We start from the raw sequence: 15,559 nt of genomic DNA, 5'->3' as shown, positions 1-15,559 counted from the left end.
ACGCCCATGAAACGAAATCTTATTATCCTGGCTGGAGCCATTGTCCTGACTGTTGCTGCGGCGGCACTTCTGGTCAATATCTTCGAACGCAAACAAGAGGGAAAACAAGCCTTCTACCGTGTTGTCGAAATCACGGATGAAATTGAAGATCCCGCGATCTGGGGAAAAAACTTTCCCTATCAATACGAGTCGTATTTAAAATCCTCCGATATGACCCGCACCAAGTATGGCGGCTCGGAAGCCTTCCCCCACGTACCAACCAGCAAAGATCCGCGCACAGTCACCTCGGTACAAAAGTTGGATCAAGATCCAAGACTTCGCATCATGTGGAATGGATATGCCTTTTCAAAAGACTTCCGCGAAGAGCGCGGGCACGCATATATGTTACTGGATCAAGAGTTGACTGAACGCCAGGAAGTGGTGAAACAACCCGGCGCTTGCCTGAATTGCCATGCCTCCACTTATTTGCTTTACAAAAAATTGGGCGACGGTGATCTAACCAAGGGGTTCCATGAAATGAACAAAATCCCCTATAAAGAAGTCGTCCAAATGGCCAAGCATCCAGTCTCCTGCATCGACTGTCATGATGCCAAAGATATGTCCCTGCGAGTCACACGCCCGGCATTTATCGAAGGGATCAAAGCCTTCAAGGCCACTCAGGGCATCACCGAGTATGATGTGAACAAAATGGCATCGCGCCAGGAAATGCGCACTTACGTCTGCGCCCAATGTCACGTGGAGTACTACTTCAAAGGTGACGGCAAGACGCTGACTTACCCATGGGCCAAGGGCATCAAAGTTGAAAACATGCTGGCCTATTATGACGAAATCAAATTCAAGGACTGGATTCATAAGGACACGGGCGCCAATGTCCTGAAAGCGCAGCATCCCGAATTTGAACTGTTCTCGCAGGGAACCCATGCCCGCGCTGGTGTGGCATGTACCGATTGCCACATGCCGTACCAAAGAGTCGGAGCCATGAAAGTCACCGACCACTGGGTGCGCAGCCCCCTCTTGAATATCAACCGCGCCTGCCAGACGTGCCACAATGTTTCTGAAAAAGAACTCTTCGATCGCGCAACAACTATTCAGGATCGTCATCACAAATTGCGTGACACCGCCTTCGATGCCTTAATTGATCTTATCAATGCCTTGAAACCGTATAAAGATGTCGACCTGGTAAAAAATCCGAACAAGGACCTGGAAGCGGCCCGAAACTTCCAGCGCCATGCGCAGTTCATGTTTGACTTTGTGGAAGCTGAAAACTCCACGGGCTTCCATGCCCCTCAGGAGAGTGCGCGCATCTTCGGGGATTCCATCGATAACTCGCGCAAAGGCATCATGGCGGTCAATCGCTACAAGGATTCATTGAAAAAATAGATTGCTGAGGACTCTTCCCTGCCCCTAGACTTAAAGGGGTTTTTGTAAAATCAAAGGGAAGAGTCATGGCGAAAAACAGACGTTGGGTGATAAAAGCTGGCAGCAAAATGGTTTGCGACGGCGGTCCATTATTAATGCGTGCGTGGATGCTGCAAGTGGCACAGCTAAAAAAGAAACACGGCATCGAAATCATCTGGGTGACCTCCGGAGCCATCGCCTGGGCAGTTGCCCGCACCAACTTTAAATCTGCCAAAAGAACTCTTCCACAAAAGCAAGCCCTAAGCGCCATTGGTCAACCGTTGGTGATGGATCAATACAATCTGGCTTTACAATCTGCAAATCTATTGGGATCCCAGGTGCTCCTGACCGCCGGGGACATGAAAGACCCTGCTCGTCGCAAGAACCTGCAGAACACTTTGACTGAACTTCTGAAGTGGAAAGTCCTTCCGATCTTAAACGAAAATGACGCCGTGGCGACCGAGGAAATCAAGTTCGGCGACAACGACTCCCTGGCAGCGAAAGTCGCAGTCATGATGAAAGCCGAACGAGTTATTCTGATGACTGACGTGGATGGTTTGTTTGATTCTGATCCGAACAAAAATCCCGACGCCACTTTAGTCCGCTATCGACCGAAAGTCACAAAAGCGGAATTCAATCTAGCCGACCGCAAAGCCGTCTCCAAAGTCGGTACCGGAGGCATGTACTCAAAACTTCTGGCGGCGGAAACAGCCGGTAAAAACAAGATCATCACCCATCTTGTTCGCGGCGATATCCCCAATAACCTTTTGCATATCGCCAAAGGGGAAAGCATCGGAACACAGTTCGGGGGACGCCATGAACTCGCTTAATGAACAGGCCTTGCAGGATCTGCGTGCTGCAGCCCGCATTCAACGCAAACTTTCAACGGGAAACAAAAATCAGGCGTTGTTGGCCATTGCCGGCCGACTTGCGACCGCTTCCAACGAAATCATTGAAGAGAATAAAAAAGATCTTGCCGCCCTCCCCGCCGACACAGCCAGCGCATTTCGTGATCGTTTGACTTTAAATGCAGAACGCATCGACGGCATGATCGAAAGTCTGAAACAGGTGGCAGGTCTTCCGGACCCTGTGGGCGAAGTGATCGAGCAATCCACTTTGAAAAATGGCTTGCTGTTAAAAAAAATCCGCGCCCCTTTGGGTGTGATCTTTATGATTTTCGAATCCCGCCCGAATGTGATTCTGGAGGCTTTCTCGTTGGCCTTTAAATCCGGCAACGTCATCTTGTTGCGTGGGGGATCAGAATCCAAACACAGCAGCGCCATTATCTACCGTCTGATGCGCGAAAGTCTGCAGGAGTGCGGCTTTGCTCAGCTGCCTTTTTTGGGAGTTGAAAATTACGACCGCTCCTTGGTCGAACAACTTCTAAAACGAAAAGATGTGATCGACATCGTCGTCCCAAGAGGCGGTGATAAGCTGATTGACTTCGTTCAGCGCACAGCCCTGATGCCGATCATTAAAAATGATCGCGGCATGTGCCACACTTATGTTGCTGAAGACGCTGACCTGGTCATGGCCGCAAAAATAGTGGCCAATGCCAAAACCCAGCGCCCCGGGGTTTGCAATGCCCTGGAAACAGTTCTGGTAAACGCGAAAGTTGCCAATCAGTTCCTGCCTTTGCTTTACAAAGAAACTGAAACCAAAAAACTGCAATGGCATGTTGATTCAGGTTCGCTGGACATTCTTAAAAATCACGAGCGCGTGACCCTAGCGAATCCGCAGGACTGGGACACTGAGTATCTGGATTTGATCATGAATTGCCGGATCGTGAATGATCTGGACGAAGCCATTAATCATATTGAAAAACATGGCAGTAAACATTCCGAAGCCATCGTGACCAAGTCCGAGGAAAAAGCACGCATATTTCAACAGGACATCGATGCGGCAGCTGTGTATTGGAATGCCTCCACCCGATTCACCGACGGTTTTGAATTTGGTCTGGGGGGCGAGCTGGGCATCAGCACGCAAAAGCTTCATGTGCGTGGTCCGGTGGGCCTGCGCGAACTGACCAATGCGCGATGGCTGGTTGATGGCAGCGGACAGACCCGCGGCTAGGGTTTTTGGCGATATTGTTTTCTAAAGTAAAACAAAAGCAAAATCCCCAGAGTCATAATAAGCGACCCCAGGTATTTCAAAGGTCTTCCCGGGTCGCGATTGACTGACAAGATACTGGCAAACTGCGAGGAGTTCGGTAGCGGATCAAACCCCGCCTGATAAATACTGAAGCCTTCGTATTGCAACGGCTCGTTCATGGAGATCACGACATCTTTTCCATCAGCATAACCAACGGTGCTTTCATAAGCCATGGCTTTGCTGCTGCCGGGATACTTGGTCTTTCTGAATTCCTTAAGTTCCAACGGAAACCCCAAATCCACCTGACGGTTTCGGTAGCTCAATAAGTAAACGTGGGATTCCGTAAAAATCTTAAGATAGTCATTCAAAAACAGCCAGTTCTCATGTCCGCCCTGACGAACTAAAAGTGCTGCCGTGCTTTGCGGGGTCGGATGATCTAATTTTTGCAGATCCCATTTTAGTTCGGCCTTTGGAAAGTAACGGAGCATGCGGAACTCCAGCCCCATCCACGGAGTATGGACCTTGTCGCCCTCAACAAGCTCCCCCTTGGCAGTGGGATCTGCTTGGTTTTTCTGATAAAAACTATATTGGGCTCCTGTCGGCTGCGGCACCAGACGAATCTCATGTCGTTCCAGATTTCTTTGCCACAATCCACCCATTGAAACCAGCACCGGTCCCATATCGAAATTGATTTTTTCAAAAACATTTCTTTGCACCAGCCACTCTAATGTCTGGATTCGGTCATTCATCATCTGGAATCGAAGCCCCGCCCCGCTTTGCGCGATCAATGAGTTTTGCACATTGCGCTTGGGAACTCCGTAAGGAACAGACTCTACAATTTCAATTTCCGATTCTTTGGTTTTAATCAGAAAGGGTTTTTCTGGAAGTATGGGATGCTTTAAAAATTGAACGGGTTCTGAATAAACTATATCGTAACTGGCTCCGTCTTTGGAGCGGTACAAAATCAACTCTGTCTCAGGCACCGTTACGGCAGCGCTTTTCTCCCCGGGCACCAGACGGATTGTCCCATCAATACCTTTTTGCTGAGTGATGATGGATCCCACCACAATCATAATTACGCCGATATGAGCCAATATGAATGCGGCGTGCTTTCTTTGCCAGGGCCAACGATCTGCAATCACCGCAATAAGACTGATTACAAGAAGCCCCATGGTCAGTTGCATCCAAACTGATCCGTAAACAAAAACTTTGGCAGCCTGGGCATCAAGACGACTTTCCACAATCGTGCCGATACAGATCAGAATAGAAAGAATCAAAAGCAACATCACCGCCAATCGCAATGATGCAAATGCCTTCAATATTTTCTTAAAAAAACGGATGAATTCAACCATCCGTCCCAGTTTCACCCATCCGAACTAGGGGTCAATGGTTTGATGACATTGCTGTGACCCAGCAACTAATAACTGTATTACGGATTGAATACCAAAACCAGATACACGAGGAACAAAATCAAATGCACAGTTCCCTCGAGCATTGTGGTTCGTCTATTTGAGAACGTCAAAGTGCTTAGGATCAAGGTCATTCCCAGTAGAGTCACTTCGCGAGGCGCGAGCCCTAAAATAACTGTTTGGCCTGTGATCGTACCAATTGCCAAAATTACCGGAACGGTCAAACCCACCGTGGAGGTTGCGGCCCCCAGACATAGATTGATTGTTCTTTGCAGATCATTGCGCGCAACCGCACGCAATGCACTGATCCCCTCTGGAGCAAAAACCACGGCCGCAACAACAACACCACCCAGAGCCAGCGGCAAATCCAGAGCTTTGATTTCCGCATCCAGAATTTTTGCGAGACCCTTGGATAAAAGCACGATTGGCAGAATATTCGCCAAAAGCAAAAACACGTGCTTGCGCATCTCCTTCCAGTTAATAGGTGCACGAGGAGCATCGACATCCTCGTCAACCTTGCCCTCAATTTGATGCACATAAAATGCCCGGTGACGTCCCGTCTGTGTGATCAGAAAGACCCCATACAATGCAATGGAGAAAACAGAAAAATACGTGGACTGCCAAAACGACAAAGTGCCTTCTGCCGTTGACGTCGTGAAGTTTGGAAGTATCAGAGCAATACAGGTCAGGGGAATCAAAACAGAAAGATAAGACGCTGCACCTTGAAGATTGTAGGACTGTTCGCGATGCTTTAGACCTCCGATAAAAAGTCCCAAGCCCACGACACCATTCATCACGATCATGAGTACCGCGAACATCGTATCGCGTCCCATGGTTGGAGCAGCTCCCGATCCCAGCATCACAGCACCCACCAGAGCCACCTCGATGATCACGATCGACAACGTGAGGATCAGTGTGCCATAGGGCTCCCCTAAAACTTCCGCCAATACTTCGGCCTCATGAACAACTCCAAAAGCCGCCCACAAAACCACCGCAAAAAATGCGACGAACAGAACCCCCAACATAATTGGAGAGGTCACCGTGGCCATCCAAGTCGACAAAGCCAGAAAATACACAAGAACAGTTGTCCATGATGTCAGCAAACGTAAATTAGAACGATTCATCATAACTGTTCTCCTGCCGTGAAATTCATTTTTGTATTTCCAAGAAAGCAGTTCTATCTGTCAAGAATTACTTCACTACAACACCACGTTCATGGAAAGAAAATTGGAACTGTCCTGATGAAGCACGCCCTGTATCACCTGACGAGAAGCCTGATCCTGCTTAGCTGCCACCATACAGCGGATACTGAATGATCGAAGTGCATCATAGACACTCAATGTACCTTCTGCTGAATTCTTTCTTCCTGTGAACGGATACACATCGGGTCCGCGCTGGCACTGACTGTTGATATTGATACGACACACTTGGTTGCTCAGTCGATCAATCATAACTCCTAACATTTGTGCATCCTGACCAAACACACTGGCTTGATTTCCATAGGGAGAATTTAAAATATAATCTTCAATCTCCTTATAGTCTTCAAACTCTGCAATCGGAACCACGGGTCCGAATTGTTCCTCAATCGCGATTCTTGAATTCAACGGGACCCGAGCCAGCACCGCAGGAAAGTAAATACCGTCGTGAATTTTTCCACCTTTTTCTTTATTGGCCAGTTCAGCGCCTTTCGCAACAGCATCATTGATCAGACTATTCAGGTACTCGGATTTTTTGGGGTCCGGAAGCGGAGTGATCGCCACTCCTTCATCCCAAGGCATACCGGGTTTCATGGAATCGATTTTTTGCACCAGGCGCTTGGTAAACTCACTGGCCACTTTTTTATGCACAAAAATCATTTTCAATGCCGTACACCTTTGTCCATTAAACGAAAGAGCTCCTTTCGCGCACTCACTGACCGCATTATCCAGGTCCGCATCTTCCATGATGATCGCAGGGTTCTTTGCTTCCAGACTTAGAATACTGCGAAAACGAAAGGGCTGAGGATGCGCAATCTTGATCTGACTGGCGACCTTGCTGGTGCCAATGAAAGCCAGGACATCAATTTTGCCATCACGGACGACGGGATTGACGATTTCGCGCCCCAATCCATTGATAACATTCACCACACCCTTTGGAAAAGCGTCCCGAAAGACCTCCAGCAACGGATCCCACAGCAATTGCCCATAGCGAGCGACCTTAACGATGGCGGTATTCCCCATAATCAAAGCCGGAATCAACGTCGTGAAAGTTTCATTCAAAGGATAATTAAAAGGCCCCATACAAAGTGTCACACCCAAGGGGGCCCGGCGAATTTGCGCCATGACACCACCGGAAAAATGAAAGCGACCGGCTTCACGTTCCATGTTTTTAACTTCATCAACCGTGTCATCGATGTATTGAATGGTGCGATCAAACTCCGCTTGAGAATCAATCCAGGTTTTTCCAATCTCCCACATTAGCAAGCGACAGATAAGTTCGCGTTGCTGAACCATGCCGTTGCGAAACTTCATAACAGCATTTATTCGTTCCTCCATTTTCGCCGTGGCCCACTCCCCCAGTCCCTTGCCCCATGCTGCAGAGGCGGCCTGCACGGCCTCTCTTAGAATTTCTACACTCACGTGAGGTGTCGTGCCGATCTTCTTAAGCTCGGGCTCAGTGGTGCAGGTCGAGTGGACGGGAATGGTCTCAAATCCCTGACTTCGTAATTCGCCGTTGATCAGAATGCGACCATTGATTTCGGGAATGCCTGGGAAAGCTGGTAGTACCTGTGCCATTTGATTTCCTCTCCAAATGATCTCAGCCTGACAATCATATGTTTGAAATGACAGAAAATCTTGGATAGGATTTTGAAATACAAAAAGGACACCTATGAGAGCAAAAGTTCACAGAATAGACGGTCACCATTTTAAATTTGAGGTTCGCGGCATGCAAGGAGATCTGGACGTCGCTCTGTCTGATGCAAAGTCTGAAGGTCCCAGCCCTAAAGAGCTGGTTCTGGCAGCACTGTGCGGCTGCACAGGAACCGATGTTGTGGACTTGATGGCAAAGTTTCAGGTTCAGTATGAAAGTTTTGATTTGGAAGCACGTGCGGGACTCACCGATAAGCATCCCAAAATCTTTACGCGCATTGATTTAACTTATTCCGTCAAAGGCCCAAATGTGGATGGCGCCCAGGTGGTTGAAGCGGCAAAAAGATCCACCCACCAATACAGTGGGACGGCCGCAATGCTGTCCAAAGCGGTGCCGATATTCTATTCTGTGCAAGTAAATGGAGAGACGATTGCCAATGATCAGGCGCAATTTGCCTGATCGGTTATTCGACAGATACCAGTGTTGACGAGCTGGAGCTCACTTGAACAACAATTGATTTGGAATCTTGTTGAGCTCTGTATTCAGCGGAAACCGAGATGAGCGCATAACCGCCAAGTACCATAATTACCAGAAGACTCAGACTAATGACTTTCGGTGTTTTCATGCCTCTCAGTATAGCGAGGTTCAAATGCCCCCGAAATCACGTTCTCAAATCGGGACAAATAATTCACAACTGTCCAAAACTTGTCAGATATTTTCTACAATTCCCCTCCTCTAATCCAACACAGTCCCACTCTGTTATTCGCCATATTTCCACGACTCTTCGGTGACTTCCCCCGCTCACTTTTACAATGATATTACCGAGGGAGGTCCCCGTGGAATTAAAGGATCATGTCATCATCGTGACCGGCGCCGCAAGTGGCATTGGCCGGGAGGCCGCAGTTGTGCTTGCCAAGAAGGGCGCAAAGATTTTATGCGCCGACTTTAACGACCAGGGGGCGGAAAAAACCGCCGAAGAACTGCGTGAAATCGGTGTCCTCTCTCATTCATTCAAAGTGGATGTTTCCAAAGCTGACCAGGTGAAGGCCATGGTTGATTTTGCCGTTGAGAAATTCGGCACCTTAAATGGAATTTTCAATAATGCGGGCATTGGCCTGGTGAAACCTTTTCTGGAAATGGATCCAGCTTCGTATTTGAAAGTGATCGAAGTCGATCAACACAGTGTCTACTACGGCATGTACTACGCTGCAAAAAAAATGGTTCAACTTGGAAGCAAAGGAACCTTTGTCAACACCGCCTCCATTTATGGGACCATGGCTTCAGAGGGAAGCTTTAACTACAATGCTGCGAAAGCCGCCGTCGTGATGATGAGTAAAACGGCCGCCCTTGAACTTGCCAGCCATGGCATTCGTGTGGTGGGCGTGGCCCCGGGATTTATCAATACCCCGATACTGGGTGACAACAAAGAAGTGAAAGACTCTTTGGCAAAACAGCACATGCACAATCGCCTGATTGAACCTGAAAAGGTAGCCAGCGTTGTGGCCTTCTTGTTTACCGACGCCGCCCAGGCCATCAACGGAACCACCGTTCCTGTCGACGATGGATTTCTGGTTTTCAAAAAATAACCGCCTGGAACACTTGTAAAGAAATTGAACAGCGATGGCGTTCTGGAGCTTTTGGTATACATCCAAAGCTCCAACTCGCTTATACCAGATCTGAAAGCCCACTCTCATGGCCCGGGAATCGCATAGCTATAACCTAATGAGAAACCTTCGCAAACTTCTACTGACTTTGACTGTATTCACCACCACTTGGGCCCATGCCTTTGTGGAGCTGGAGGCACGCCAACCTTTGGAAGTTGAAGGCGGCATCCTTTCCCCTTTCTGGGCGCAGGAATATGTCGGCGCTGACCTGGTGAAGGAAGATCTTCGAAAAATTCCCGGCCTGCAAGCAGTGCCGTTTTCAATTCTGGATAATGGCTTTGAAAAACAGCACATCAACCTGACTCGCGAAATCTCTTTCGATATTGAAGCCGATCGTGGCCGCAAGCTAACTGCCAATCATGGTACCAACGTTGCCAACATCATCAATGGCCCAGGCATGATTTCCATGTCGGAGCTGGTGGACTATGTTCAGCTTCGCAAAGTTTATCCCGGTGCCTTCTACATCAACGCCATCAATGAAATCAGCACTCTGCCAACACCACCACAAGTGATCTCAAACTCCATGGGCTGGCCCGACGGGCGCATCACGGAAATGGCGAAAGAGATGGATGCCAAGGGCATCATCTGGGTGTTTGCCGCTGGCAACGATCACCCCGAAGCGATCGACGACTTTGAACGAACGTCTGCGGTGATATCCGTGGGCTCTTACTCCCCGCGTGGCCTTCAAACTGTTTACTCTCAGGAATCCATTGAACTGGATATCCTGGCACCTGCTGATGACTACCAGGCCTCAATCAATGGGCGTGGTGAGCAAGGACTATTTGGTGCAACCAGTGGTGCCACACCAATGGTTGCGGGCACAATTGCCAATCTTAAAGCCCTGCTTCCCACTTTGAATCGCCAACAAGCAGAACTGCTCCTTAAAAGAACGGCGCTGCGCTCGTTTCACCAGCTTTACTCAAAGACCAATAAAACGGGCCTGCTAAATTCCTACAAGGCCGTGCAGGTTGCGATGCGCATTCGTCTTGCGTGTCACAGCGATGCGGAATGTGTTCGCAAGGAAATCGATAACAAGCTGAATTACAGATTTGCGGAAGTCGCAATGAGCCCACTGACATTGCAGGTGTGCACAGACAGCTCCCTGAAGCTTGCTAAAGACGACATGCAGACTTTGCGCAAAAACTTTTTCCTAAATCCTCAGGACACCCGTTTCGCCAAGTTGCTATCCTGCGCTTATCGTAACGAGGGATACTCCATCAACTCCGATTATTACGATACACAGAGTTTAATCTCCTCCCATCCCGAAATGGTGCAGCTGAAAATCCAAAAGCAGGCTATTCAAGCGGTCACCCATGACTACACCAACAGCTCCGCGTTGAGAGACCTTGAACTCTTGGATGAGTCCTTCACCCAAGCCCTTCAACAGGCCTTGCAAACGCAAACAGGCATGCCTAGTTACAATGTCGAGCAATACCTGGAGCGTCTAAAACAAGTGCAAGCCATCAAACTAGGTCGCCAAGCAAAATAAATTCGCGATCTCATCTTGAGACGTGTCTTACATTTAACTTTTCCCCCAACCCGCGCCCCTTTATCCTATTGCAAATCCAGGAGAAAGTTTCAGTATGTTGGGGATTATCAGTAAATCAATCGCTGTGGTCATCGTTATAGCATCCTTGTTTTGCAGTGCTTACGCTTTTGCAAGCGACGAAGAGGATACGATCAGTGCGATTGAAAAAACGCAGCAGGATCTAAGAAATGCACAAAGCCGCCAAAGCATGGTCAACAGCTCCAAAGAAGCCAGCAAGGTTTCTGAGCATGTTAAATCCATCACTGGAAACTCTGCCAACGAGCAAGAACTTTACAATCTTGCAGCGGATGTTTTAGGCAATATGAAGGGACTGACTTCAGAGCAACTGGAGCAAGTCATTAAACAAGCGCAAAAAGATCCGGAAGGCTTTTTAAAAACCTGGAGCCCGGAGCAACGAAAGAAACTGGAAGGCCTGGCCGAAAGAGTCCCGGCAGCCAGCAAAGGCAAACGACCTTAATTGACTGAAGTCCGATTCAATTCCATCCTAGATAAATGAAAACAATCTATTTTGCTGCCGCGAGCCTGGATGGATACATTGCCGATAAAAATGATTCCCTGGAGTGGCTGTTTAAAAACGGCCCTTCTGATTTAAGTTTCATCAAAAGCTTCATGGACGGCATTGGTGCTCTGGCAATGGGGGCTGCAACCTATGAGTGGCTCCTGAACTATAATAGTAAAAATAATGAGCCTTGGCCGTACCAAATCCCCTGCCTGGTTTTTACTCATCGAAAACTGAACCCCGTTGAAGGAGCAGACATTCGCTTCGTTCAGGGTGATGTGGGACCTCTCCACAAGGAGTTAGTCCGACTGGCCAATGGTAAAAACGTATGGCTGGTTGGCGGTGGCGAACTGGTGGGACTGTTCCATGACCAGGGCCTGGTAGATGAGATGCAGATTCAAACGGTGGCAGTGTTCTTAAACGAGGGCAAAAAGCTCTTCTCCCGCCGAACGGAGACTGCGTTTAAGATCAAGCAAATCAATCAGCGCGGCGACACCTGTGTGGATGTAGTTTATTCGGTGAAATAAAAAGACCTGCGCTATCGACCTATCTTTTGCGCATCGCGCATCATTGACGGACTCAACAGCCCAAGGTTAACTTGATCCTCGGTGCGCGCGGATGGTGGAATTGGTAGACACGTACGTTTGAGGGGCGTATGCGCAAGCGTGAGGGTTCAAGTCCCTCTCCGCGCACCAATTTAAAAAGCTGACTTTCGAGTCGGCTTTTTTTATGCCCTGTCATTATGCTCGCACGGGCCGCACTGTGGTGCCAAATTGTCGTCTGGTTGCGTGGCATGACGTCTGCAATACCTCCTATTGCCGCTTAATTGGTGGCAATTTTAAACCACGGGGGAAAACAATGAATAGAATTTTAATCGCACTGGTATCTGTTATGGCGTTTACACAAATTGCTCAGGCACAAGCTGGTTATTATAACGAAGACTACCGACCCGCAGGTATGGATCGTCGCGGCTGTGATGACCAAATCGATGAGCCTGAAGTGGAGTACATGGACTGCGATTCAGAAGATAACAAATATAATGAGTGTTGGGTTAATGGCCGCGGAGTACGATCTATTAGACTATACAGTAAAAACTCTCGCTCTGAATGTGTTGCAAACAAAAGCTTCGGATTCAAAGGAAGCGTAATTTGGGTAGATAAAGGTTGCAGAGCAACTTTCGAAATCAAAAGATAAAAATCTGATGCATTTAAAAATGAGGCAGGATAGTTTCCTGCCTTTTTTTTTGCCTTGCACCTTTGGATGCCCCGACACGGGCCCCATCAAGTATATTCATATCGCGGCGGCGGCCGTACAAAGATCAGACAGTTGTACACTAAATATGAACAAACCGTATACTAATTAAGAACATCTATCTTTTTTTGGTCAATTTCCGAGGGTATATTGCATTTGAAGTTAGCAATAACAAAAGTAACCAAAAAATAGGAGTATTCGATGAAACAAGTATTCTGTGCACTTTTAATGTTGGGTCTTAGTTCTACAGCCTTCGCGGCAAAACCATATTATATCTGCAACCTGAAAAATGTTGGTGATGCGGTCCAAGCGGATGCAGAAATCCTGGTTCAATTCAACGGCAACCAGATCGCCATCAAGGGTGCCGGCGCAACTGGCACATGTATTGGTGCAGTGAAGTGGATGGGCAGTGATGGTCACTACGGTGCAGATTTCACGTACAGCAAAGCCAACCAAGGATGCCAGGCATATAACAATGTTCAGTGGTTCTCCACCAACCAAGGTTTCGCGGACATTCACCCAAATTCAACTGTGGCATTGGACCAAACCTATGCTCCGGGCGTTTGGGCTAGATACACGTGCAAATAGTAGAATAGAAAAACGAATTATTTAAACAAAGGAATTTTTATGAAAAAAATGATTTTAGCTTCTTTATTCACAACTCTGGCAGCTTCTTCCGCTTTTGCAGGTTCTCGTCTTTCTAGCTATAATGACTCTCTAAGAAAGATCCATGCGGCACTTACTGACGCGAGCGTCATTTCTGCTATCAATGGAGAGGCTGTTAAAAAGGTGGAAGTTGGTGGCGACGACAATCTTGACGTTCAAATCACATCAGACAGCTGCCAAACAATCGTGGGCTTGACGTACGTGCTTTCCAACGATGTGATCGTCGGCTACAAGGTCGAAAACATCGCCGCTTGCCAGTAGTCGTGGTCCGATTTTTTTAAATTTTTATATTAAAAACAAAGGAGTAATTTATATGATCAGAACTATTTTATCGCTATCTCTAGTCACTATGTTTTCAAGTGTCAGTTTCGCTACCACACAAGTGGAAGGCACTTCTAAATATATCGTTGAGGCTAAATTGGTCGTTATTGAAGGAAAATCTGCCATTGATCTTTTCAATGCGTTGAATAGCGATATTGAATATGTGGATGGCAGAAGACTAATAAAAGCGAAAGATAATGTAAAATGTTTCGCAGAATATTTAACACCTCATGGTGAACCTGCAGTTATTCACGATGCCTCATGTACGGTTCGTTTAAATAGCTCTACAGTTATTAGCGAATAGAGTTTAAAAGCTGGTCGTTCTCTCTGGGACGACCAGCTTTACGTAGGAGACTTTTAAGAAAATTAGAGGTTTTGCATTTCTTATAGTGTTGATTTCATTTGCCAGCTTCGTGCGAGTACTGAACGAAGCATTGATCGTCCACTTGTTTTTGTTGTCCCATGGGTTCCTGGTTGTTTTAATCAGTCAAACGCCACGGGAGACGGCCAGAGCATTAGACGACCGATTCCCAGCTGACCATAATGATCGATCCCAAGAACCTTATACAATTGTAATCTGGATCATATCTCAAGTTGATACGAAGAAGCTAGGATTTGGACAAACAGGTAGCGAACTCAATATGTGTGGTCATCAAAAATGTGATCCATCCTCCCCCTTAAATAGGACCTGACACCTATGTCGACCCCATAGACAGCCGTGACTTTCTTTCAATATTAACAGTTTAAAACAAACCAAATTTTAACAACTGCTACATTGTCCCCTATCGAGGTCACTTGTGCGTTCATCCACCCTTAAATTCCTTATCCCATTCTTAGCCTTCTTAGTGTCAGCACAGGCTTGGACGCAAAGTATTGAATCGGACTTTATGGCGAATCAATGCCCCGAGGTTCCTTCCTTTTCCTCTGTGAATTTATGGCAAGACAGCAATGACCTGACTGTTTCTTCCTGCAAGTTTGCGCAGAAGCTGGCCGCCGTTGTCGAGTCGATTTCCGTATGGGCCCCCGTCTCTGAGAAAGTCGTATTGTCATTAAAGCATTCCGCCAGTGGCGCCTCTTATGATGGTGTAGCTGTGCTTTCGGCTGCAGAATTCCTGTATATTGAAGACTCCGATGGTAAGGAAAAACATCTGCGCAGTGAAGCTGGCAATCTAACGACCTTTGCCCACGAATATGGTCACGTGATTTTTACCGACTGGCTGACCCGTGATATTCCCGAATTCAAATCCATCCGTGAGGGCATCGCCTCACCTATGATCGCAAACCAAAAGGTCTACTTCCTGGCGAATCAACGCGCTTTGATTGAAAAGCGCATTATCGCAGCCCCCACCCCGTCCCACCTAAAGCATCTTTTGGAAAAGAAGCAGGAAATAGAACGGCAGCTGGCCCAGGCCTATTTTGAAACGGGCGAGTTTTCCGCCGAACAAAATCGCATCCTGAATTTACTCGCCCCTTACCACGAACTCTTTGCCGATGTGGTGGCCGTGCTTTTTGCCGAAGATCCACAAGCTATGCGTAAAGCCGTAGAGTTCCCCTGCAGCTCCGACAAAGAAGCCTACAAGGCCGCTGCCCGCGATTTCACGACCCACCACGCACATGACCATTGGAATGACTCGACTCCGCATTACATGTTTTCTCCGGTTCGCAGCGAGCTTTATACGCATCACTGGATCAAGGGATACGATGCCCAGGAGAAGCGCGACTATCTGATAAAAGTCTACAATCTGTTGCGTGAAGACATTCTGGCCAGCTGGCACCAGAAGCCCACATCCGTTCGCGACGCCAATAAAAAGCTGATCGAACGAATCACAAGAACTTACAGGTAACAGTTCCCTTTCTGGGC

General features: G+C 47.7%; 16 protein-coding genes and 1 tRNA gene. 14 read left to right on the top strand and 3 right to left on the bottom strand.

What is annotated here, in order from left to right; translation table 11 throughout:
* Window positions 1-6 precede the first annotated feature (6 nt).
* From AAAA73_RS05120 to AAAA73_RS05110, 3 genes are all read left to right on the top strand, one after another.
* Window positions 7-1,380 carry an ammonia-forming cytochrome c nitrite reductase subunit c552 gene (locus AAAA73_RS05120; RefSeq protein WP_340597107.1) on the top strand — a complete coding sequence of 458 codons (1,374 nt, stop codon included), beginning with the start codon at window positions 7-9 and terminating at the stop codon, window positions 1,378-1,380.
* A 65-nt stretch (window positions 1,381-1,445) separates the two neighbouring features.
* Window positions 1,446-2,228: a glutamate 5-kinase gene (proB, locus tag AAAA73_RS05115; RefSeq protein ID WP_340597106.1), complete on the top strand. Its 783-nt coding sequence runs from the start codon at window positions 1,446-1,448 to the stop codon at window positions 2,226-2,228.
* The gene (locus AAAA73_RS05110) at window positions 2,215-3,471 is read left to right on the top strand and encodes a glutamate-5-semialdehyde dehydrogenase (RefSeq protein WP_340597105.1); all 1,257 of its coding nucleotides are present in this window, start codon (window positions 2,215-2,217) and stop codon (window positions 3,469-3,471) included. Before proB ends, AAAA73_RS05110 begins: the two co-directional genes overlap by 14 nt.
* Here the strand turns inward: AAAA73_RS05110 and AAAA73_RS05105 are convergent.
* The 3 genes from AAAA73_RS05105 to AAAA73_RS05095 form a co-directional block, all read right to left on the bottom strand.
* Window positions 3,468-4,841 (bottom strand): cytochrome c biogenesis protein ResB, encoded by a 1,374-nt coding sequence (locus AAAA73_RS05105; protein ID WP_340597104.1) that lies wholly within the window; start codon window positions 4,839-4,841, stop codon window positions 3,468-3,470. The genes AAAA73_RS05110 and AAAA73_RS05105 overlap by 4 nt on opposite strands.
* Before the next feature lie 77 nt (window positions 4,842-4,918).
* Window positions 4,919-6,022, bottom strand: a complete 1,104-nt coding sequence (locus AAAA73_RS05100; RefSeq protein WP_445292023.1) for a calcium:proton antiporter — start codon at window positions 6,020-6,022, stop codon at window positions 4,919-4,921.
* 75 nt (window positions 6,023-6,097) lie between these two features.
* Window positions 6,098-7,672 (bottom strand): aldehyde dehydrogenase family protein, encoded by a 1,575-nt coding sequence (locus AAAA73_RS05095; RefSeq protein ID WP_340597102.1) that lies wholly within the window; start codon window positions 7,670-7,672, stop codon window positions 6,098-6,100.
* A gap of 94 nt (window positions 7,673-7,766) precedes the next feature.
* On the opposite strand from AAAA73_RS05095, the gene AAAA73_RS05090 reads away from it, so the two are divergent.
* From AAAA73_RS05090 to AAAA73_RS05040, 11 genes are all read left to right on the top strand, one after another.
* Window positions 7,767-8,207 carry an OsmC family protein gene (locus AAAA73_RS05090; protein WP_340597101.1) on the top strand — a complete coding sequence of 147 codons (441 nt, stop codon included), beginning with the start codon at window positions 7,767-7,769 and terminating at the stop codon, window positions 8,205-8,207.
* Window positions 8,208-8,584: 377 nt separating this feature from the next.
* On the top strand, window positions 8,585-9,334 hold the full coding sequence (locus AAAA73_RS05085; RefSeq protein ID WP_340597100.1) for an SDR family NAD(P)-dependent oxidoreductase: 750 nt from the start codon (window positions 8,585-8,587) through the stop codon (window positions 9,332-9,334).
* Between the two features lie 136 nt (window positions 9,335-9,470).
* Entirely contained in the window at window positions 9,471-10,901 is a 1,431-nt protein-coding gene (locus tag AAAA73_RS05080; RefSeq protein ID WP_340597099.1) for a S8/S53 family peptidase, read from the top strand.
* Window positions 10,902-10,995: 94 nt separating this feature from the next.
* Window positions 10,996-11,418 (top strand): hypothetical protein, encoded by a 423-nt coding sequence (locus AAAA73_RS05075; protein ID WP_340597098.1) that lies wholly within the window; start codon window positions 10,996-10,998, stop codon window positions 11,416-11,418.
* A gap of 35 nt (window positions 11,419-11,453) precedes the next feature.
* Window positions 11,454-11,987: a dihydrofolate reductase family protein gene (locus AAAA73_RS05070; protein ID WP_340597097.1), complete on the top strand. Its 534-nt coding sequence runs from the start codon at window positions 11,454-11,456 to the stop codon at window positions 11,985-11,987.
* 85 nt (window positions 11,988-12,072) lie between these two features.
* Window positions 12,073-12,155 (top strand) — tRNA-Leu (locus AAAA73_RS05065).
* Window positions 12,156-12,318: 163 nt separating this feature from the next.
* Window positions 12,319-12,654, top strand: coding sequence for a DUF3011 domain-containing protein (locus AAAA73_RS05060; protein ID WP_340597096.1), 336 nt, complete (start codon window positions 12,319-12,321; stop codon window positions 12,652-12,654).
* 258 nt (window positions 12,655-12,912) lie between these two features.
* A complete protein-coding gene (locus tag AAAA73_RS05055; protein WP_340597095.1) occupies window positions 12,913-13,299 on the top strand; it encodes a hypothetical protein in 387 nt (128 codons plus the stop codon).
* Window positions 13,300-13,338: 39 nt separating this feature from the next.
* Window positions 13,339-13,638, top strand: a complete 300-nt coding sequence (locus AAAA73_RS05050) for a hypothetical protein (RefSeq protein WP_340597094.1) — start codon at window positions 13,339-13,341, stop codon at window positions 13,636-13,638.
* Between the two features lie 52 nt (window positions 13,639-13,690).
* Window positions 13,691-14,002 carry a hypothetical protein gene (locus AAAA73_RS05045; RefSeq protein ID WP_340597093.1) on the top strand — a complete coding sequence of 104 codons (312 nt, stop codon included), beginning with the start codon at window positions 13,691-13,693 and terminating at the stop codon, window positions 14,000-14,002.
* Between the two features lie 622 nt (window positions 14,003-14,624).
* The gene (locus tag AAAA73_RS05040) at window positions 14,625-15,542 is read left to right on the top strand and encodes a hypothetical protein (protein ID WP_340597092.1); all 918 of its coding nucleotides are present in this window, start codon (window positions 14,625-14,627) and stop codon (window positions 15,540-15,542) included.
* Window positions 15,543-15,559: the final 17 nt, after the last annotated feature.

The organism is Bdellovibrio sp. GT3 (assembly GCF_037996765.1).
In the GTDB taxonomy this organism is placed as follows: Bacteria; Bdellovibrionota; Bdellovibrionia; order Bdellovibrionales; family Bdellovibrionaceae; genus Bdellovibrio.
This window is presented reverse-complemented; position numbering and strand designations above follow the sequence as displayed.

Bases quoted from the DNA above. Each gene is read 5' to 3' on its own strand.
- AAAA73_RS05120 (WP_340597107.1), top strand. From the start codon at position 7: ATGAAACGAAATCTTATTATCCTGGCTGGAGCCATTGTCCTGACTGTT.
- proB (WP_340597106.1), top strand. From the start codon at position 1,446: ATGGCGAAAAACAGACGTTGGGTGATAAAAGCTGGCAGCAAAATGGTT.
- AAAA73_RS05110 (WP_340597105.1), top strand. From the start codon at position 2,215: ATGAACTCGCTTAATGAACAGGCCTTGCAGGATCTGCGTGCTGCAGCC.
- AAAA73_RS05105 (WP_340597104.1), bottom strand. From the start codon at position 4,841: ATGGTTGAATTCATCCGTTTTTTTAAGAAAATATTGAAGGCATTTGCA.
- AAAA73_RS05100 (WP_445292023.1), bottom strand. From the start codon at position 6,022: ATGAATCGTTCTAATTTACGTTTGCTGACATCATGGACAACTGTTCTT.
- AAAA73_RS05095 (WP_340597102.1), bottom strand. From the start codon at position 7,672: ATGGCACAGGTACTACCAGCTTTCCCAGGCATTCCCGAAATCAATGGT.
- AAAA73_RS05090 (WP_340597101.1), top strand. From the start codon at position 7,767: ATGAGAGCAAAAGTTCACAGAATAGACGGTCACCATTTTAAATTTGAG.
- AAAA73_RS05080 (WP_340597099.1), top strand. From the start codon at position 9,471: ATGAGAAACCTTCGCAAACTTCTACTGACTTTGACTGTATTCACCACC.
- AAAA73_RS05075 (WP_340597098.1), top strand. From the start codon at position 10,996: ATGTTGGGGATTATCAGTAAATCAATCGCTGTGGTCATCGTTATAGCA.
- AAAA73_RS05070 (WP_340597097.1), top strand. From the start codon at position 11,454: ATGAAAACAATCTATTTTGCTGCCGCGAGCCTGGATGGATACATTGCC.
- AAAA73_RS05060 (WP_340597096.1), top strand. From the start codon at position 12,319: ATGAATAGAATTTTAATCGCACTGGTATCTGTTATGGCGTTTACACAA.
- AAAA73_RS05055 (WP_340597095.1), top strand. From the start codon at position 12,913: ATGAAACAAGTATTCTGTGCACTTTTAATGTTGGGTCTTAGTTCTACA.
- AAAA73_RS05050 (WP_340597094.1), top strand. From the start codon at position 13,339: ATGAAAAAAATGATTTTAGCTTCTTTATTCACAACTCTGGCAGCTTCT.
- AAAA73_RS05045 (WP_340597093.1), top strand. From the start codon at position 13,691: ATGATCAGAACTATTTTATCGCTATCTCTAGTCACTATGTTTTCAAGT.